The 18,200-nt window shown below is 53.0% G+C and carries 17 protein-coding genes, 1 tRNA gene and 2 pseudogenes; 8 read left to right on the plus strand and 12 right to left on the minus strand.

Annotated elements, in window-relative coordinates; genetic code table 11:
* Positions 1-70 precede the first annotated feature (70 nt).
* Positions 71-301, plus strand: coding sequence for a DUF2790 domain-containing protein (locus HX814_RS26225; RefSeq protein ID WP_177009281.1), 231 nt, complete (start codon positions 71-73; stop codon positions 299-301).
* Between the two features lie 138 nt (positions 302-439).
* Here HX814_RS26225 and HX814_RS31565 read toward each other — a convergent pair.
* A pseudogene (locus HX814_RS31565) lies at positions 440-755 on the minus strand (hypothetical protein).
* A gap of 33 nt (positions 756-788) precedes the next feature.
* On the opposite strand from HX814_RS31565, the gene HX814_RS26230 reads away from it, so the two are divergent.
* The 4 genes and pseudogenes from HX814_RS26230 (at position 789) to HX814_RS26240 (ending at position 3,519) form a co-directional block, all read left to right on the plus strand.
* Positions 789-864, plus strand: a tRNA-Thr gene (locus HX814_RS26230).
* 243 nt (positions 865-1,107) lie between these two features.
* Positions 1,108-1,245: pseudogene (locus tag HX814_RS31570) on the plus strand (integrase); the annotation flags it as partial.
* A 441-nt stretch (positions 1,246-1,686) separates the two neighbouring features.
* Positions 1,687-2,778 (plus strand): ATP-binding protein, encoded by a 1,092-nt coding sequence (locus HX814_RS26235; protein ID WP_177009283.1) that lies wholly within the window; start codon positions 1,687-1,689, stop codon positions 2,776-2,778.
* Positions 2,779-3,519, plus strand: coding sequence for a hypothetical protein (locus HX814_RS26240; RefSeq protein WP_177009284.1), 741 nt, complete (start codon positions 2,779-2,781; stop codon positions 3,517-3,519).
* Positions 3,520-3,611: 92 nt separating this feature from the next.
* Here HX814_RS26240 and HX814_RS26245 read toward each other — a convergent pair whose 3' ends face one another.
* From HX814_RS26245 to HX814_RS26255, 3 genes are read right to left on the minus strand one after another with little or no spacing between them, the layout of a single operon-like run.
* Complete coding sequence (locus tag HX814_RS26245) at positions 3,612-5,492, minus strand: hypothetical protein (RefSeq protein WP_177009285.1); 1,881 nt, start codon at positions 5,490-5,492, stop codon at positions 3,612-3,614.
* Positions 5,482-5,991 (minus strand): ABC-three component system middle component 2, encoded by a 510-nt coding sequence (locus tag HX814_RS26250; protein ID WP_177009286.1) that lies wholly within the window; start codon positions 5,989-5,991, stop codon positions 5,482-5,484. Before HX814_RS26250 ends, HX814_RS26245 begins: the two co-directional genes overlap by 11 nt.
* Positions 5,979-6,977, minus strand: coding sequence for an ABC-three component system protein (locus tag HX814_RS26255; protein ID WP_177009287.1), 999 nt, complete (start codon positions 6,975-6,977; stop codon positions 5,979-5,981). Before HX814_RS26255 ends, HX814_RS26250 begins: the two co-directional genes overlap by 13 nt.
* A gap of 844 nt (positions 6,978-7,821) precedes the next feature.
* On the opposite strand from HX814_RS26255, the gene HX814_RS26260 reads away from it, so the two are divergent.
* The gene (locus HX814_RS26260) at positions 7,822-8,163 is read left to right on the plus strand and encodes a DUF6124 family protein (protein WP_003218106.1); all 342 of its coding nucleotides are present in this window, start codon (positions 7,822-7,824) and stop codon (positions 8,161-8,163) included.
* 69 nt (positions 8,164-8,232) lie between these two features.
* Here HX814_RS26260 and HX814_RS26265 read toward each other — a convergent pair whose 3' ends face one another.
* From HX814_RS26265 to HX814_RS26275, 3 genes are read right to left on the minus strand one after another with little or no spacing between them, the layout of a single operon-like run.
* On the minus strand, positions 8,233-8,943 hold the full coding sequence (locus HX814_RS26265; protein WP_177009288.1) for an SDR family NAD(P)-dependent oxidoreductase: 711 nt from the start codon (positions 8,941-8,943) through the stop codon (positions 8,233-8,235).
* A gap of 31 nt (positions 8,944-8,974) precedes the next feature.
* Positions 8,975-9,625, minus strand: a complete 651-nt coding sequence (locus tag HX814_RS26270) for a DsbA family oxidoreductase (protein ID WP_177009289.1) — start codon at positions 9,623-9,625, stop codon at positions 8,975-8,977.
* Positions 9,622-9,837 carry a 4-oxalocrotonate tautomerase family protein gene (locus HX814_RS26275; protein ID WP_003218111.1) on the minus strand — a complete coding sequence of 72 codons (216 nt, stop codon included), beginning with the start codon at positions 9,835-9,837 and terminating at the stop codon, positions 9,622-9,624. The genes HX814_RS26270 and HX814_RS26275 overlap by 4 nt, the downstream gene beginning before the upstream one ends.
* Positions 9,838-10,095: 258 nt before the next feature.
* On the opposite strand from HX814_RS26275, the gene HX814_RS26280 reads away from it, so the two are divergent.
* On the plus strand, positions 10,096-10,869 hold the full coding sequence (locus HX814_RS26280) for an alpha/beta fold hydrolase (protein ID WP_177009290.1): 774 nt from the start codon (positions 10,096-10,098) through the stop codon (positions 10,867-10,869).
* 72 nt (positions 10,870-10,941) lie between these two features.
* On the opposite strand, the gene HX814_RS26285 is transcribed toward HX814_RS26280, so the two are convergent.
* Together HX814_RS26285 and HX814_RS26290 are read right to left on the minus strand one after the other, a co-directional pair.
* Positions 10,942-12,228 (minus strand): OprD family porin, encoded by a 1,287-nt coding sequence (locus tag HX814_RS26285; RefSeq protein ID WP_003218115.1) that lies wholly within the window; start codon positions 12,226-12,228, stop codon positions 10,942-10,944.
* Between the two features lie 272 nt (positions 12,229-12,500).
* Positions 12,501-13,208, minus strand: a complete 708-nt coding sequence (locus HX814_RS26290) for a DsbA family protein (RefSeq protein ID WP_102367902.1) — start codon at positions 13,206-13,208, stop codon at positions 12,501-12,503.
* A 227-nt stretch (positions 13,209-13,435) separates the two neighbouring features.
* Here HX814_RS26290 and HX814_RS26295 point away from each other — a divergent pair, with 227 nt between their 5' ends.
* Positions 13,436-15,508, plus strand: a complete 2,073-nt coding sequence (locus HX814_RS26295; protein ID WP_177009291.1) for a TonB-dependent siderophore receptor — start codon at positions 13,436-13,438, stop codon at positions 15,506-15,508.
* Positions 15,509-15,677: 169 nt separating this feature from the next.
* Here the strand turns inward: HX814_RS26295 and HX814_RS26300 are convergent, their stop codons facing one another.
* The 3 genes from HX814_RS26300 to aguB all read right to left on the minus strand — a co-directional run bounded on the left by HX814_RS26300 (position 15,678) and on the right by aguB (position 18,125).
* A complete protein-coding gene (locus tag HX814_RS26300) occupies positions 15,678-15,890 on the minus strand; it encodes a hypothetical protein (protein ID WP_003213240.1) in 213 nt (70 codons plus the stop codon).
* Between the two features lie 243 nt (positions 15,891-16,133).
* A complete protein-coding gene (aguA, locus tag HX814_RS26305; RefSeq protein WP_102604451.1) occupies positions 16,134-17,240 on the minus strand; it encodes an agmatine deiminase in 1,107 nt (368 codons plus the stop codon).
* 6 nt (positions 17,241-17,246) lie between these two features.
* The gene (gene aguB, locus HX814_RS26310; protein ID WP_008435737.1) at positions 17,247-18,125 is read right to left on the minus strand and encodes an N-carbamoylputrescine amidase; all 879 of its coding nucleotides are present in this window, start codon (positions 18,123-18,125) and stop codon (positions 17,247-17,249) included.
* Positions 18,126-18,200 lie beyond the last annotated feature (75 nt).

Here is an 18,200-nt window from a genome sequence, read left to right on the forward strand (position 1 = left end):
CGGATACCTCCCGGGCGCTCAATAGGCTCCAACGCAACACACACCCTATTGAACCTCAGAGGACACCACCATGAACCGCAACACCCTCATCGCCAGCAGCCTGTTTGCCTTGCTCAACGCTGCCGCCTTTTCGGCCCAGGCCAGCCCCAAGCTGGATGTACAGCAAGTACTGTCGACCGTGGACGATGGAGGCGCGGCGTGTGGCGTGGTGAATGCGCGGATGACCTGCCTGGATTCCCATGGGCAGAAGCGGGTGTTTGAGTACAAGAAATTTGCCGATTCATGCAACGAAGGCAGCTAAAAAGCTGAACGACAAAACCTGTGGCGAGGGAGCTTGCTCCCGCTGGAGTGCGCAGCGCTCCCACTGTTTTGGGCCTGCTGCGCAGCCCAGCGGGAGCAAGCTCCCTCGCCACAAAACCTCATCTGAAGCTAAATGGGATTAACCGCGAATACGGTGCTCGGTGAACTCATAATCCTCCTGGCAATCGTCGGTCGGGTCCGCCGCCACACCAGGTGCCGTTCTCGGTTTGAATCGGCTGGGTTTGCTGCGCATCGCGGAAAAACGTGATGGTGAAGCGGCCGTCGGGCTTGAGGTTGTTGTTCCAGGACAGGAACTGGCACTTGCCGCTCTCTGCACGCAGGCCTTTCCAGTGATCCAGCGCATGGGATTGGCGGGGCTGGGGTGGCTGAAACGAGGCCGCGCAGAGAAAACCCGGTCGGTTGCAAAAATAGTCAGAATTCAGGGGTTTACAGATGCTTGCCAATCGCTATAATCGTCGCCCTAACACGCCGGTATAGCTCAGTTGGTAGAGCAACTGACTTGTAATCAGTAGGTCCCGGGTTCGACTCCTGGTGCCGGCACCATACAAAACGAAGCCCTCGCAGAAATGCGGGGGCTTTGTTGTTTCTGGATTGCTCTTACCACAGATCCTGATCTGACAGCCTCTCTACTTTCCGCTGATCATCTACCTGCTCCCACGCCCCTCTGCAATCCTTTCGAAACCCCCACCTTCTGTAACCACGCTCGCATCGATCTTTGCATGCGAAATTTTGGGTTGAGACGGAACAGCGCAGAGCGATAAATAAATCCGTCCCCTTTACGCACATCACCGGGCACCGATCTCCGGAGGCAGGTGCTACCAGTTCAACCGACAGGTCGATCAAGAGGCTCGAGCACAAATCAGCTACGAACTTGGACACGGACGCATCGACGTGGTATCGGCTTACATCGGTGGCCAAGTATGAGCAAATCATTCAACATCGAAATTTTCCTAACCGGGGTGCTTACCGGATCGAATGCGACTCGCCAGCGCCATGTACGTCAGGCAAAGCTTATCCATGAAGCAATCTCGAAGCGCTGGCATCTTGACAACCCATGGAACTGGAAGCGAAAGCATTTTTTGTGGTTTATTGAGCACCACAAAAAAAACAAAGCGGAGGTAACACGATATAGGTATAAGTTAACGATAAACCTGATAGCGGAACGACTTGGAAAAAACTGGTGCTTTTTAACAGAACTATCTCCACCTACGGTCAATGCAGAGCTCCACATTAGAAATATTCAACACGTGAATCGTTAGCACAAACTAAACAACGAGAACCAATTAGAGATAAGCAGAGCGGATTCCAAACACAACCAGTATTCACCTACAAAACTATCGCAAACCTCGAAAAAGGAAGAGCTTGGTGAACCCCATAAAATTCAAAAAAATCAGAATCGATAACATTGAGATATTATTTAAAGAAGGTGCGAACTACATAATAGGAAATAGCGACACAGGAAAAACCACAATATTCAACTGCATGAGATATGTCCTTGGCTTAACCAAAGAGCTGAAACACAAAAACATCAATCAAGTTGAGATCTCAATAAGCGTCAAAAATCAAGCCATGACCTTCTCCCGTGAGAATGATAGCCCAGCATTAACCATCTCAACTAATGATAAAGTTGAACGATACAGGGCACTTTCCATAGAGCTAAATAATTTTTTCAATGAGATATTAGAGCCAAACTTTCTATACGAAAGCGCCTTAGAGTCATCGTTAAAAATATTAGACTTTTGCTTCCTGCCTGAGGCTTTCCAGATTAACAGAAAAGCCAACTGGGATGCCGTCCGCTTAATTTGTGGATTTAATATTTCAATGCTCGCAAGTGTAGAAAAAGACATCACCACACTTGGCAGTGAAGTTCTAAAAAACAGACAGATAGAAAATGCAGTAAATGCATTTACAAAAAAACTAATTGAAGACAGCAAAAACCAAAACACAAGCGACCTTGAATTAATAATTGGAAATACAAAACAAAACTTCTTCGAAGAGCACAGAAGCAAAGAAGACCTCTTATTCAACGTCACCATGAAACTCGAAGAATTTAAAACAAAATCAAACAGCCAACTAACTAAAAAACTTTCTGAGTTTGAGCGCTCCTACTTAAATCTTATGAGTTTGGCGGGTATCAACGATCAAGATTTCTCAACAATAGAGCAATTAATCATAGAAAGAAAAAGTTCGCATGGAATGGAACGCATATCAAAATTAATACTCAGTCTAGCCATTGCACACGTATCAGGCGACAACCAGAAAAACTATAACCATCCGATGTTTCTAATTAATGACCACACCAGTTCGGGGGTTTTTCCAAGCTTTAACCATACAATACGACCTACGATTGTCGAGGCAATATCACGAACTCCAGAACTACAATATATAGAATTCACATACAATGAAAATATCTCCCTGTCAGACGTAGTTATTGATCTAAACAAGGAGGGCTTTTAAATGCCTCCAATCACATCTAGGATGTCACTAGGAGAAAAGTTCACGTTAGTTATCTCGGTACTAAGTTTCATCGTCGGTTTTTTTGGACTTGCTTTAAGCGAAAGCGTATCAAATCTTTATAGTGATGCTAAAATTTTCGCAACCAAAGATTCCAGCAACTTAAACTCACTAACCGGTCAAGAAGGCTACATAGGAGTCATCACCATTTCCAACCGCGGCATTAGCGCCTCGGAAAAAATGAAGCTGGTAATTTCATTTGACTCTACCCCTCCTAAATATGAGGTCACGAGCGATGAAGAAATCAGTAAGTCAGAAACGAACGGAAACGATATAAAAATCTTCTTAGATAGGCTATCGAAGGACGCAAAAATAAAATTAGCGATGTACTCCAAACTTCCTATCTCTTACAGAATCCAGTATATCGATAACAAAGGGAAGGGCCCCATCGAACTGGAAGATCACTCCAAACAAGACAATATAAAAGAAATAATACTTCTTCTAGTAACAATAATTTCGATATTGGTCATATTTTACATATTTAGACGACACGCAGAAACTTTAGTAACCGAAAAAATAAATTCGCACTACATCGAATTACAAAACAAAATTAGCGAGTTGCGCGATGAAATTGGAAATATCGAAATATTGATTAGCGAACCTTCAAATAGTAGCGCACCAATTACTGAAGAGACATCAAAGGGCTTTACTCAACGACTGGCTGATTTTATGTTAAAAACCTAACACCAAAACACATTATAAAAATACTCGGCTGGCAACTAATTTTACCAGTAGTCAGCCGAGATAATTACGATTAAAAATAAGAACTTTACAACTTATGTCTGAGGCAGCATAGGAAATAGCCCATAACGACCGCCACCTGAACTACCATAGAAAACTTCTACTTCAGCAATATCCTCTATACCATATGGAGGATCAATATTTTCCAAAATTATAAATTGGCCCAAATCGCTTATTCTAGAAAGATGCTCGAAGAAATTTGCCTTTACAGATGTCTTAGCCAGTTTAATCTCGTCATCACTTAACTCTCCACGACTTGGGTTCTTCAGAGGATCCCGATAGGTTAACAACGGCGAATCCAGAATCACAAATCCTGGGTGTGGAAGATTATGCTCCCTGCAATACAGTAAAAGCGCAACCTTGAAAGCGGCATGCGTGATTGCACGAACCCCCTTCCCGTTATCCACTCGCAATTTGCCATCAATTATTATTTCGTATTTATCTTTATCGAAGCTAACCAAGTGCTCGCCAGGAAAACCCCACTCTTTCAACACTAGGGAGATAACCTTACAAAACTCATGAACGACATCACCAGGAACCGAAAGATTGGGACGATCCGCTTTAGTAGGTGCTTTAAGTGCTTCAAACTCCTTTATTTTTAGAAGGTAACTACTCTTCTGATCTAGCAATGAAACCCCTCTCATAACTTGGTCTTTTTTAGTGAGAATTTCATTAAGTGACAATTGATGCTCGCCCATCTCAGGTAATTGGACGGCTAGAATTCTCTCTATTTCTATAATTCGTTCTTCAACTGTAGGGATACCTTCTTCTATCCTATACAACTCAACACGAAGAGCCCCAATAGTCGACTCGAGTTCAGATTGCAATGTTTTTATTTTCTGAATTTCTATTAATGCCGATTGCTGTTCATTTTTCACTTGCTGCAATTGGGTCTTCATACTTTGCGCTTCGGGAGGAGCACCACAAACAGAACACTCTACTTCCTCTAGCGTCAGCAGAAAACTGGCTTCTTCAATAGAAGTCAGCCTGGCTATATCTGAATCATAAATACTGTTCAGCTGATAAAATCTCTGCAGGTGCAGGCGGATATCCTCTGCCCGCTCTGAAGACTGAGATAATGTTTGCGACAGAGTTCTTTTTTCTGAAAGCAACTCTGTCGATAGTGATCTATACGATTGCATCTGAAGCTTGATTTTGTCTAAACTAGCATCAAGCCTGTCTTTCTGAGCATATAAGTCAGAAACATCTGGATAATCAGCATCTAGCCGCGACTCAATATCTTTCAGCAGACTTTGTATTACTTCAATTTTCGTCGACCTCGACGCATTGAATCGTGTCGAATCAAGGACAGGGATAATTGATTTATCATCAGCACCGGTTAATAATGCTCTAAAGACGCTACGCTCCTTCGGCCTTGTTACCGGTCCAAGATCAGTCTCCACAGGTGATCGCTCAGCTTGAATGCTCGTTTCGTCCACTAGGACATATGGCATAAGCTCTCGAAAACTCAAGTTCTCCTTTTCTCCAGATTGGTTTTTTGCCAGCTGTTTACCGGAAAGCTCCAGATACTCCAAAAGAAAACCAGGAAGGCTCTCCTTATTTCTACTTCTCTGAGTAGGTTGGAGAACTTTACAGGTTTCCGGAAGCTGCGAAAAATCATGCAGTCCGTCGAAAAACTTATAAGCACCACCTGATAACGAACGTAGTATTGTGTGCTTTCCTACACCACGTAACTCTATTCCCATCAAGATTGTATCGTAATCACTTTTCTCCGGAAGATCAGGTAAGCTATCCCCTCCTCCAAGCATGAAATCTATTGCTTTTAACGCAAACGACTTTCCTGTGTTGGAAGCTCCGTAGACGAGATTCAGGCCTGCTCCAAAACTAAGCCTCACTGGCACAACTTGAACACCGACAAATTCCAGACTTTTGATTATTATTCCTTTATAGTCCATTGTCATCTAGCTCCATGAAAAGGTCGCTCTGAAACTCAACTGCCCAATTACCTATCTTTGAATTTATTATATCTCTTAAGTCAACCTTAGATAAGTTCGCCACCGTATCAGCAAGCCATTGCGCCCTATCTTTAAGATTTTTTGAATATTCCGAGGACAGTAACTGCACCAGCGGATAAGCACTCTCTGTAGCTTGGTAACATATCCCGCTAGTCGATGGAACGACTGCGATCAGTCCAAACTTCTGCATTAAATTCAAACCATTTTGAACGAGTTCCCGACGCACTAGGATTTCCCCGCTCCGTTGCGGAAGTTTAGGGTGGATACTCGGAGGGCCGCCTACATCAGCACTATGGACAACCAAGTGATCAAACCAAACCAACTCGTTTATATCATGAGCAGATGGGTAGGTTGCATTCAAAATAACTAATGATCTAACCCCTGTTTCAATCGGGCTATTAAATAGAGAACGTGCGCCGGAGTCATTCAACTTATCCATTTGAATTTCCCATCATTTACGAAGTGGTGGCAAATACCTTGCTTCACTGGCACTCTCGCGTATTTTGCAGTGGCCCCTGAAGTTTGGGTCGCAGCCGCCTGAGTCATCACAGATTGGATTTTTTCCATTCCACTCTTATGTGGTGACTCAAAAACATCTACGACACCGTGAAAAACGTCCTCTTCAAAACTATCAATAACAGTGGGATCGGTATTATCTCGATAGTAACGCTTAAATGCGTCCGCATCGAAAAACCGTTCTCGCTGTAGCGTTAGGTTTTTTTGATACTGAGGATAAAGCTCTAAATCTTCATGATTATTGAAAACCACACATTCCTTTTCAGCGTATGCGCCGACAAGCTGCTTTATATACTCAGATTCAGACTCTAAAATAGCTATTGGCACAATTCCTTTAGGTGAACTCCCAGGATCAGCGCCAAAATATTTATAAAGAACTTTTTTTGCTGCCGGATCTGAAAGCATATCCTCTAGTGCTATACGCGTAACATTCGAGTAATTGAACCTCTCCAGAACATCCAGCAAATCATCCGTCAGCGGAATATCTCCATTCTCAATTATCTTATACCGACAGAATTTATCCCATTCATCAATCAGCTTGGACTTCAATTTGCTAGGATTAAATATCAATGTTTCTAAGTTTCTGTTCAAGCCTTTGGGGGCCACGAAGAAATACTTCGTTGGCGGGGTGAAGTCTCCCTGCCATGAGTAATATAAAATTTTTCCAAGTTCGCAAATTGCAGTATCCGTTGGAAGGCGCTTCCCATACTGTTTGCATTGATAGTTTTCCCAGGCTCCTTCATGCTTCTCAGGTGTCAAAAACCCTACAACATCCCTGCCAAGGTCCTTTGCTCCTGAAAACCGACATACTTCCACATAAGTTTCCAACTTATTTGAAACCCAGTCTCTTACAAAGAGCTCTAACTCTGTATCATCCAATGTGAGTACAGCACGAGTATAATTCTCCATTTCTCACACCCAACTTCCAGACTGTCGAATCCATATATACCCCCTCAACATTTCACCAGTCGAGGCCATGTATACAGCGCATTGTTCAAATTTTAGCCAACAAAGGCAAAATGATACTACGGCCGAAGTATTTGTTCCAACGCTCCTTACTCATTGGGAGGGTGAAAGAAATCTCTGGCACTCGTAATTTTCGCCCCCACTCAGCGTCTGCCAGACTCTAATCAACCTTAAGGGTAGAATTAGGGATAAAGTGTTATGCAAAATTTTTATCTGTTTGATTTAATTAGATAAAATAAACAGTTCGACTCCTGGTGCCGCACCATACAAAACGAAGCCCTCGCAGAAATGCGGGGGCTTTGTTGTTTCTGGGGTGTTCATATTCTGTCTACGCCTGGCGCCCCAACTGAACAAGCCGGTGAGCCTCCAGAAAGACCAATTTCTGAAGCGAAGTACCGTCTTCAGCGTTTTATGCAGAATAATGGGTAGCCAATAATTATGGCGTATCCATAAAAAGAGCTAATTCATGAGCACATGCCGCTGCGGCCCCGAATTTTCGTACACCCATATCAGCTTGCCTCCCCATCCTCCACCCCGCTAACCTCCCCCAGTCGCTGCAAAATCAGCGGCCGGATGTGGAAGTCCGTACTATGGCTAAAGGCGCTCAAACGCCCATGAACACCTGCCGGCGTTTTTTTTCGCCTGTATTCTTGTGTTATGGCGGCTGTGTGCGGGGCACTTCGGTGCGCCGGGTTCCTTTAGCCCCGGTCTTCCACACCTGCGCACAGCTGCCACCCTCATGTGGAAGTGAGATTGGCAGTTCCTGAATCGCTAAAGGAGCTTCGCCATGTTCAAGGTCACACCCAACCCGCCTCAAGCCCCAATCGACGCCAAGCTTCATGCCGCCGCACAGCGGGCGATTGATCATTACTTGCACCCATCAGACGATGCAGAACCTGCGGCGCGTCCAGGCAGTAATCTGTTCTCCGTTTCGCCCGATGTGGATACCGAAACGCTGCTGGCCAATGCCGCAGAAACCCTCTCATCAGCCAACGAGATGGTCTCGAATCTGGCATTTGAGTTGGAAGGATCACAAAGGGCAGTGGCATTGGGGATTCAGCAACTGATTGAGTTGAGTTCAATGCTGGTAGATCGAGCGTTGGAACAAGTCGCGCCTGCAACCCGTTAATTTCGACAGGCCAACAAAAAACGCCCCGAACGATCACTGTCCGGGGCGTTTTTCGTTCAACCGCTTCGCTTAGTGCCCAGCACTCTGCCCACCGTCCACATGCAGAATTTCCCCGGTCACAAACCCAGCCGATTCCAGGTACACAATCGCCTGCGCAATATCCCGTGCTTCACCCATATGCCCCACCGGATGCAGGCTGCCCAACGCCGCATGCGTCTCTTCACTGTGCATCGGCGTCTTGATAATCCCAGGGCTCACCGCGTTCACGCGAATCCCGCGCTTGGCGTATTCAATCGCCAGCGATTTGGTCGCCGAATTCAGCCCGCCTTTGGTGAGCGATGCCAGCACCGACGGCACGCCATCAATCGCGTGGTCCACCAAACTGGTGGTGATGTTGACGATGTGCCCGGCGCCCTGTTTCAGCATCTCGGTAATCGCCAGTTGGGTGATGTAGAAGAACCCGTTCAGGTTCACCGCCAACACGTTTACGTAGTCTTCGTGGGTGTAGCTGGTGAACGGTTTGGCAACGAAGATCCCGGCGTTGTTGATCAGGCTGTCGATGCGGCCAAAACGCGCTACGCCTTCGCGGATGACGCGCTCGGCGGTGGCCGGGTCGGCGATGTCGCCGGCCACGGTGAGGATGTCCGGATCCGTCGACGGTTTGATCGACCGGGAGGTGGCAACCACGCGGTAATCCAGCTCACGGTAAGCCTTCACTGCAGCAGCGCCCAGGCCTTGGGATGCGCCGGTGATCACAACGACTTTTTTCGAATTGCTCATGATGAAACCTCTATATGGAAAATGGGATGGTTCAAGCAGCCGCGGCGGACATTTCCCGCAGCATCTGTTCGTAGTAACTGACTGATTGCGACCCGGAGACCAACTGGCGGCCATTGAGGACCATGGCCGGTACGGAGTTGATGCCGTGCTCGCGGTAGAACGCTTCCAGCTCGCGCACTTCATTGGCGTAGGCGGTAGAACCCAGCACCCGTCGTGCGCTTTCAATTTCCAGCCCGGCCTCGGCGGCCAGACGCGCCAGGGTTTCGTGGTCGCTGACGTTCTGGCCATCGCTGAAATACCCGCGCAACAGCGCCTTTTTCAGCTCGAGCTGGCGCCCTTGCTGCAACGCCCAAAACAGCAACCGATGGGCGTCGAAGGTGTTGTAGAAGTGGCTGCGCTTTTCCAGGTCGAAGGTGAAGCCGATGGCCGCACCCCGCTCCATCAACATCCTTTTGCCGCTGGCAACTTCTTCAGCGCTGCGCCCGTATTTGCGCATCATGTGGGCGACGGCGTTTTCGCCTTCGGCCGGCATGTCAGGGTTGAGTTCGAAGGGTTTGTAGGTCAGTTCAACCTTCACTTCGCCCGCCAGGTTGTCGATGGCTTGCTCCAGGGCGGTGGCGCCGAGGGCGCACCACGGGCACACCACGTCGGAGATGAAGTCGATGGTGACAGGCGTGCTCATGACGGATTTTCCGCGAGCTGTTTGCGGTACTGGGTGGTGGTGATGCCGGCGTAGCCCCAGTTATCGGTGTCGACTTCTTCGATGACGATGTGGGTCAGGTCCGGGCGTTTGTTGAGGACGCGTTCGAGGGTTTCGGTGATTTCGGCAATGACCTGGGCTTTCTGCTCCGAGGTAACGCCGTCGCGGGTGATACGTACGCTGACAAATGGCATGACAAGGCTCCAGTGACTTGCCCATCGACATGGTGGGCAGGCAGTGAGGCCAATTTAAGAGGTTGCTTGAGGTGGATAAAGGTGGGTCGGAGTACTTCATTAGTGATTCTATGTAATCAATCGAGACGTCCGGCGCTGCGTTTTTTTACTGCTCCCTGGAATAACCGCCCTCCCCGCGCGTCTTGCCTACAGGCTTAAGGCAGGCTGCAAACGCCTTGAGTGCTGGCCGATAACCCCTCACTTACGGACGTGCCCCACATGCTTAAATCCACAGTCAAAACCCTGTTGCTGCCTACACTGATGGCCGCCGCGATGCTCACCGGCCAGGCCTATGCCGCCACCCCGGCGCTATCGGACACCACCGTGGTGCTGGTGCACGGCGCCTTTGCCGATGGCTCCAGCTGGAACAAGGTGATTCCGTTGTTGCAGGCCAGAGGCTTGAAGGTGGTGGCGGTGCAAAACCCGCTGACGTCCCTGGCCGATGATGTGGCCGCCGCCCAGCGGGTGATTGATGCCCAGAGTGGGCGGGTGGTTCTGGTGGGCCATTCGTGGGCCGGCAGTGTGATCACACAGGGCGGCACCAGCGACAAGGTCAAGGCACTGGTTTATGTGGCCGCGTTCGCGCCGTCCGAGGGCCAGAGCTCTGCCGAGTCCGAGAAAGGCTACCCAACCCCGCCGGGTATCGAGACCATCAGTGCCGACGCTTCCGGCTACTTGTATTTGCCCGCCGCGTCCGTGGCGAAAAACTTCGCCCAGGACTTGCCTGCCGACCAGGCCAACCTGATTGCCGTGACCCAGGGGCCGATTCTGGGCAAGGCGTTCGACGATAAAATCACGGTCGCCGCCTGGAAAACCAAACCCAACTATTACATCGTCGCCGCCAAGGACCGCATGATCGACCCGGGCCTGGAGCAGGCCTACGCGAAGAAAATCAATGCCACCACCACCGTGGTGCAAACCAGCCATGTGCCGATGCTGTCGCAGCCGCAAAAGGTCGCAGATGTGATCATCGCAGCCGCCAGCAAGCGCTGATCGCAGGCATAAAAAAACCCCGAACCAGTCGGGGTTTTTTATCGCCTTGAATCAGGCGCGACGCCGAATCAATTAGAAAACGTTGATTGGGTAGTCGGCGAACAGGCGGATCTCGTTACCACCCACGTTGTAGTTGCTGGCGTTGTTGGAAACGCGCAACCACGACGCACGGGCACGCAGGCTCAGGTCTTTCGCCGGGCCGCTCTGTACTACGTATTTGAACTGGTTGAAGATTTCACGCTCGGTGCCACTGCCGCGGTTGGAACCGTCGTCAATGTTGGTGCCGCGCACGTAGGCGATGTTGTAGGTCAGGCCAGGCACGCCGAAGGCGCTGAAGTCCAGGCCGTAGCCTGCTTGCCAGGAGCGCTCGTCCTTGCCGTTGAAGTCAGACCAGTAGGAGTTGGCCAGCAGGATGGTGTTGCCACCGTCGCCGATGCCGCCAGCGTTGCGGTAGCCGCCGTACAGGTAACCGGTGTCACCGGTGCTGCGCTGGTGAGCCACGGTGAAGCTGTGCGGGCCAACGGCCCACGTGGCGCCCAGGCTCCAGATTTTGTTGTCGCGAGCGTCGGCGTCACCTTGGTTTTCCAGGGCGAAGCTACGGTCGAGCTTGGTCTTGTAGCCGTTGAAGTCGAAGGTCAACGATTGCTTCTCTGGCAGGGCCAGCACGTAGTTGACGTTGACGTATTGCTTCTTCAGCACGTCCTGCATGTTGGAAGCGTAGAGCGCTGCCGACAGGCTTTCGGTGAATTTGTAGCTACCGCCGATGTAGTCGATGCTTTTCAGCGCGCCACTGTCGGAACCCTCGGCGCTCTTGCGAGCTTCCTTGGTGAAGTGACCAGCGTCCAGCTGCAGGCCGGCGATTTCCTTGGAGACGATCGAGGTACCGGTATAGGTTTCGGACAACAGGCGGGAGTTGTCGTATTCCAGGACCGGCACGGCTGGCATCTGATCACCGTACTTGATCACGGTGTTGGAGATGCGTGCCTTGACGGCAGCGCCGCCCTTGGCCAGGTCGTTGGCCGCTTCGCCGCTGTCGCCTTGCTTGAAGAAGTCGATACCGCCAGCGCCGCTGCGACCTTTACCACCATCCAGGCGAATGGCGTATTGGCCGATCACGTCCACACCCACACCAACGGTGCCTTGGGTGAAACCGGATTCGAACTTGCCGATGAAGCCCTGGCCCCATTCGGCTTTGTCTTGCTTGCCGTTTTTGTAGTCGCGGCTGATGTAAGCGTTGCGTGCCGCGATGTTCAGGTGGCTGTCTTCAACAAAACCCTTCGATTGGGATTGGTCGTCAGCCATTGCTTGCGTAGCGCTCAAAATCCCCAGAGCGATCAGCCCCATCCGTTGCTTCAACATTTTCTTATATTCCTTATTACTGGTTGAGTACGCGCTGTGACACCAGGCTCCGTGTTGCTTTTCTGGTGTCGACTTTCCCAGATAAAAAAAGGCCCGCGGACGACGTGAAATGCCGCGGGCCTTTTTTTATTGGGGAAGTCATGGCGGTTAGCCACAGGCGTTGGGGCGAATCCTATCCGCGCCCTTTACTGTGTGTCAATTTCGTGAATCTTCTGTATTTAGGCTAAAAAAGTCTAAGAACCATTAAATAGCCATCATTGCGCAAGGCTCTATCAAGCGCTTCCTGGATCTGCACACCCCTGCAGGCCACACATTGGTGCACTCGATTGGGTGGGTTGAATCGAAATTGCGACTCTTTGTCTCAGCCACTCAACGAAGGCTTCTGGCTTGCCCAACCAGGGGCTGATATCGAGCAATTGCAGCTGCCCATTCTGCTCCAGGGCCAGCGTGGGGAAGCCCTGGCCACCGACTTTTGCCAGCCATTGGCGGCTGTCATTGATGTGCGCTTGAGTTGCTGCGCCAAGGATTTCACTGAAAGCGGCGGTGAAGGCTTGGGGATCCAAACCGATGGATTCGGCCAGGGTCAGCAGCACGTCCTTATCGGCAATTCGGCGACCTTCGACGTAGTGCGCCGTTTGCAAACGCGCCAATAATTCCAGCCCGCGACCGGCGATTTTTTCTGCGGCCAGCACGGCGCTGGTCGGCGGGGCTGAGTCGAACACCGCACCGTGGTCCCGCAACAAACCTTCGAAATACGCTTCGCCAAACGGTTGCCCGGTGTACTCGGCGATGCGCCGGTCGTGGGGCATTACGTAGTCACGCAACTGCGGCGATACGGATTGGCGATTCGCGCCGGTCATCATGCCGCCGCCATGCAACTGGATCGATAACACGCTCCGGGCGGCGCTCAGCAGCGGCTCGGCGCCGTAACACCAGCCGCACAGCGGGTCGTAAATGTAGTGAAGTGTGGCTGCCGACATGACGGGCTCCGATGGATGTTGATGACCGGCAGATTAGTCTTACGCACAATTGGGAAAAACCCCGGATCGGCTTTCAGACTGTTTCGAGAATCGGTCGAATACCCTTGAAAAACATACGCCGTAACATTTTTCAGAAAGGTCCGCCCAGGAATAGATAACCTGCGCAAATAGTAAGCATTACCATTAACGCGCTTTTATCCTGCCAACCTTTTTGGATACACACCCCGATGCCTGCCCTTCGCCTGACGCCCATGACCCTTGGGCTCTCTGTCCTGCTGTCTGCCGGATTTACCTGCGCTGCCACTGTCCTGCCGGAAACCTCCGTGAGCGCCGAAGCTGACGAGGACGACCCGCGCGTCAAGGAAACCAGCACCGCCACCCGCACCGCCACACCCGTGCGTTATGTGCCCCAGGCCATCGACTCGGTAAAAACCGACAACCTGCGTTCCTACGGCACCAATGACCTGGGCCAGGCCTTGAGCGGTATACCCAACGTCAGCAGCGGCGCCGACACACGGTTCGACAGCCTGCGCATCCGCGGCTTCGACGCCAGCAACGACTTCTACCTGGACGGCGTTCGCGACGACAGCCAATACGTGCGCGACCTGCACAACATCGAACGCATCGAAGTACTCAAGGGCCCGGCAGCCGTGTTGTACGGCCGCGGCGGCCAGGGCGGCATCGTCAACCGTGTGAGCAAGCTGCCCCAGGCCGGTCGCGCCTCCAGCATCGAGGCCCAGGGCGGCAGCAATGATTTGCGCAGCCTGTACGCCGACCTCAGCACCGACCCCACCGACACCATCAGCCTGCGCCTGAACATGGGCAACCAGGACAACAACAGTTTCCGCGACGGCGTCAGCGGCAATCGCCAACTGTTTGCGCCGTCCATGAGCTGGCAACTGAGCCCCGACCTGAACTGGCTGGTGCAGTACGAATACAGCCGCTACAACCGCACGCCGGACCGGGGCATTCCCGGGGTCAATGGGCGGCCGGCGGATGTCAGCCGCGGCACCACTTATGGTGACAAGCGCGATTACATCGACGACACGTCCCAATCCCTGCGTTCGCGGCTTGCCTATGAGCTGAACGACAGTTGGCAACTGCGCCATACGTTGGGCGTGTTCACCCTAGACAGCGACTTCGATAACACTTACGCCGTCAGCTACGACCCAAAAACCGGCAAGGTCGGACGCCAGCGCTGGCAGCAGGACTTGACCACCCGCAACATCCTCAACAACGTCGAACTGGAAGGCGGCTTCACCACCTTCGGCCTGGAGCATCGCTTGCTCACCGGAGTGGAATTGGGCAACCAGCGCCGTGACCCGAAACTCTATCGAGCGCCGCTCGCCGCTGTGCCGAGCGTGGATGTGTACAACCCCAACCCGGACCTGCGCCACTACGGTCGCCTGCCGGCATTCAGCAGCAGTCACACCGAAGCGCAAAGCCAGGGCGTGTATGTGCAGGACCAACTGCGCCTGAACGATCAATGGCAACTGCTCGCCGGTTTGCGCTATGACCGCTTTGATGTGGAGTCCACCAACAAACTGACCAACGCCTCGGAACAGGTCGTGAGCCACAGCACCAGCCCGCGCGTGGGCCTGGTCTGGACGCCGCTGGAACACCATTCGTTCTATGCCTCGTGGAGCAAGACGTTCTCGCCGACCGGCGGCGGCCTGATCGGCATCACGCCCAATGCCACGGGCAACGCCAACGACCTGAGCCCGGAGCTGACCAAACAGAAGGAAATCGGGGTCAAGAGCGACTGGCTCGACGACCGCCTGAGCACCACCCTGGCGGTGTATGAACTGGAGCTCTACAACCGCCGCACCCGCGACCCGCTGGACCCGACCATCACCCTGCTCAGCGGCGAGCAGCGTTCCCGTGGCGTGGAGTTGACCGCTACCGGCAAGATCATCGGCAACTGGTACATGCGCGGTGGCGTCGGCCTGCAGGACGCCACGGTGGTGAAAGACAACAATGGCTTTGAAGGCAAGCGCATCAGCGACGTGGCCAAGCGCAACGCGAGCCTGTTCGTCACCTGGAAACCGGAGATGGGCTGGTACGCGGAAACCGGGCTGACGCTGGTGGGTGAGCGTTATGCGGATAACGCCAACACGGTGTTGTTGCCGGGCTATGGGCGCTGGGACGCACTGGCCGGGTTCCGGCAGAAGGAATGGGATGTGCGGGCGGCGCTGAACAATATCAGCGACAAGACATACTACGCGTCAGCGACGAGTGCGGCGCAGATTCAGTTCGGCGACCCGCGCAGTCTGGTGGTGACCGGAACCTACAGTTTCTAACAGGCTTGCGTGGCGAGGGAGCTTGCTCCCGCTGGGGTGCGAAGCGCCCCCAAAATAGGCGACTGTGTTTTTTCAGATAGAACTCGATGACCTGTTTTGGGGCTGCTGCGCAGCCCAGCGGGAGCAAGCTCCCTCACCACAAGGTCCAGTGCAACATTGAAAACAACCGTCAGCCTTGCATCAATTCACACAACGCCTGCACCTCGTCCTCGCTGAACAGCCCCGCCGGGTACCGTTCGCTCATCACCCGGCGCGGGTCGGGCGTCCTGATCTGCCGCGAACCGTTTGCCTTCAACCAGAGCGCCAGCGCGTGGATCGCGTCACCGTTCACCCGCAAAGGGTGGAACGTGCGCGTGTACATCAGGTTGATATCGGCATTCATTTCAGCGCTCTCTCCGACGGCATGAGCGGCTAACTTACTCAAGGTTTATGACAGAACCGCTTAGTCATACACCGTGCTGTGTGTCGCAACAGCGATACAAGAGCTATGCCAATGTGCCCGGTTTGTCGGCACTTGCACACAAAAAAGCCCGCGAACCTGACGGGCCGCGGGGTTGCTGTAAGCGCGCAAAACATGGCGCACTCGATTGCCGTTAAACCCGGCACCAGGCTGTTACAAGTGCACTCAGTTTTTGTGCGGGGCCGGCTGTTGCTGGGTCAGACAGTGGATGTTGCCACCCCCCAGTAACAGTTCGCGGCCAGGCACCATCACCACTTCATGCTGCGGGAACAGGCTCTGCAGAATCTCCTTGGCGCGGCTGTCCAGCGGGTCGTCGAAGCTCGGCGCGATGATGCCACCGTTGACGATCAGGAAGTTGACGTAGGAACCGGCCAACCGCACGGTGGGATTGCGCTCCTGGGTGCCGTCTACCGGGTCCACGCCTGCGCATTCTTCCTCGGTGGCGTACAGCGGCCCCGGGATCGGCATTTTATGCACTGTGAACGAGCGGCCCTGGGCGTCGGTGCTGCTTTGCAGTACGTCCATGGCGGCATGGCAGCGCGCATAGTTCGGGTCTTGCGGGTCGTCGGTCCAGGCCAGCAACACTTCGCCTGGGCGTACGTAGCAGCAGAAGTTATCCACATGCCCATCGGTTTCGTCGTTGAACAGGCCATCCGGCAGCCAGATGATCTTATCCACCGCCAGGTTGGCGCTGAGCACCGCTTCGATTTCCTCACGCTGCAGGTGCGGGTTGCGGTTGCGGTTAAGCAGGCATTCTTCAGTGGTGATCAGGGTGCCTTCGCCGTCGACGTGGATCGAACCGCCTTCCAGCACAAACCCTTCGGTGCGATAACGCGGGCTGCGCTCGATCTCGAGGATCTTGCCGCCCACCTGGGAGTCGCGGTTCCACGGCGAGTACAAGCCGCCATCAAAACCGCCCCAGGCGTTGAAGTCCCAGTTCACACCGCGCACTTCACCGCTGTTGTTGATCACGAAGGTCGGCCCGGTATCGCGGACCCAGGCGTCGTCGCTGGACATTTCCACCAGGCGAATATTCGGCACGTCCAGGCGCGCCCGGGCGTTTTCGTACTGGCCGGCCGAGACCGCCACGGTCACCGGTTCAAAACGTGCGATGGCCTTGGCCACCGCCACATGGGCGGCCTGCGCCGGCTTGCCGCCCAGGCGCCAGTTGTCCGGGCGTTCGGGCCAGATCATCCAGGTCTGGGTCTGTGGCGCCCATTCGGCAGGCATATAGAAGCCGTCGGCGCGGGGGGTGCTGTGCAAAGTGGTCATGGCGATTCAGGACTCCAGGGAACCGTCGAGGGTTTTAAGCGCACCATACAGGTTCGGACGGCGATCGCGGAACGAACCCCAGGCGCTGCGAATGTGTTCAAGTTCATCGAGATCGAAGCGGTGCACCAGGATGCCTTCTTCGGTTTCGTTGAGTTCTTCTACTTTCTCGCCGAACTGATTGGCAATGAAGGATGAGCCGTAGAAGGTGATGTCGTAGCCGTCTTGCTCTTCGTTACCGATGCGGTTGCTGGCGATCAGCGGCATCAGGTTGGCGCCGGCATGGCCTTGCTGTACCCGCTGCCAGTGGTCACGGGACGAAATTGTCTTGTCGTGGGGCTCGCTGCCGATGGCGGTCGGGTAGAACAGGATTTCCGCGCCTTGCAGCGCCATGCTGCGTGCGGCTTCCGGGAACCACTGGTCCCAGCAGATGCCCACGCCGATCTTCGCATAGCGGGTGTTCCACACCTTGAAGCCGGTGTCGCCGGGGTTGAAGTAATACTTTTCATGGTAGCCCGGGCCGTCCGGGATGTGGCTTTTCCGATAAATCCCGAGGTTGGAGCCGTCAGCGTCGATGATCGCAATGCTGTTGAAACGCGCGCGGCCGGCCAGTTCATAGAAACTGATGGGCAACACCACCTGCAGTTCCCGGGCGACCTTCTGGAAGTGCTTGATCGCGACGTTATCTTCAACCGTGGTCGCCAGTTGCAGGTAGTCCGGGTTCGGCTTCTGGCAGAAGTACGGGGCCTCGAACAGTTCCTGGATCAGGATGATCTGCGCGCCCTTGGCGGCGGCCTCACGCACCAGCCTTTCAGCGGTTTCGAGATTGGCATCAAGGTCCCAGGAACAAGCCATCTGGGTCGCGGCAACGGTAACGATACGGCTCATGAATCATCTCCTCGGCGGCGGGCAAGTGGACGCCTTTATAGCGGATAAAAATCGGCTTTTGAAGCTAATAAATAT

Source organism: Pseudomonas sp. C8002 (assembly GCF_013385765.1).
Lineage (GTDB): Bacteria > Pseudomonadota > Gammaproteobacteria > Pseudomonadales > Pseudomonadaceae > Aquipseudomonas.

Excerpts from the sequence above, each read along its gene's own strand:
- HX814_RS26285 (WP_003218115.1), bottom strand. The coding sequence starts at position 12,228 with ATGTTGAAGCAACGGATGGGGCTGATCGCTCTGGGGATTTTGAGCGCT.
- HX814_RS26275 (WP_003218111.1), bottom strand. The coding sequence starts at position 9,837 with ATGCCATTTGTCAGCGTACGTATCACCCGCGACGGCGTTACCTCGGAG.
- HX814_RS26265 (WP_177009288.1), bottom strand. The coding sequence starts at position 8,943 with ATGAGCAATTCGAAAAAAGTCGTTGTGATCACCGGCGCATCCCAAGGC.
- aguB (WP_008435737.1), bottom strand. The coding sequence starts at position 18,125 with ATGAGCCGTATCGTTACCGTTGCCGCGACCCAGATGGCTTGTTCCTGG.
- HX814_RS26270 (WP_177009289.1), bottom strand. The coding sequence starts at position 9,625 with ATGAGCACGCCTGTCACCATCGACTTCATCTCCGACGTGGTGTGCCCG.
- HX814_RS26295 (WP_177009291.1), top strand. The coding sequence starts at position 13,436 with ATGCCTGCCCTTCGCCTGACGCCCATGACCCTTGGGCTCTCTGTCCTG.
- HX814_RS26290 (WP_102367902.1), bottom strand. The coding sequence starts at position 13,208 with ATGTCGGCAGCCACACTTCACTACATTTACGACCCGCTGTGCGGCTGG.
- HX814_RS26280 (WP_177009290.1), top strand. The coding sequence starts at position 10,096 with ATGCTTAAATCCACAGTCAAAACCCTGTTGCTGCCTACACTGATGGCC.
- HX814_RS26240 (WP_177009284.1), top strand. The coding sequence starts at position 2,779 with ATGCCTCCAATCACATCTAGGATGTCACTAGGAGAAAAGTTCACGTTA.
- aguA (WP_102604451.1), bottom strand. The coding sequence starts at position 17,240 with ATGACCACTTTGCACAGCACCCCCCGCGCCGACGGCTTCTATATGCCT.
- HX814_RS26300 (WP_003213240.1), bottom strand. The coding sequence starts at position 15,890 with ATGAATGCCGATATCAACCTGATGTACACGCGCACGTTCCACCCTTTG.
- HX814_RS26250 (WP_177009286.1), bottom strand. The coding sequence starts at position 5,991 with ATGGATAAGTTGAATGACTCCGGCGCACGTTCTCTATTTAATAGCCCG.
- HX814_RS26260 (WP_003218106.1), top strand. The coding sequence starts at position 7,822 with ATGTTCAAGGTCACACCCAACCCGCCTCAAGCCCCAATCGACGCCAAG.
- HX814_RS26245 (WP_177009285.1), bottom strand. The coding sequence starts at position 5,492 with ATGGACTATAAAGGAATAATAATCAAAAGTCTGGAATTTGTCGGTGTT.
- HX814_RS26225 (WP_177009281.1), top strand. The coding sequence starts at position 71 with ATGAACCGCAACACCCTCATCGCCAGCAGCCTGTTTGCCTTGCTCAAC.
- HX814_RS26255 (WP_177009287.1), bottom strand. The coding sequence starts at position 6,977 with ATGGAGAATTATACTCGTGCTGTACTCACATTGGATGATACAGAGTTA.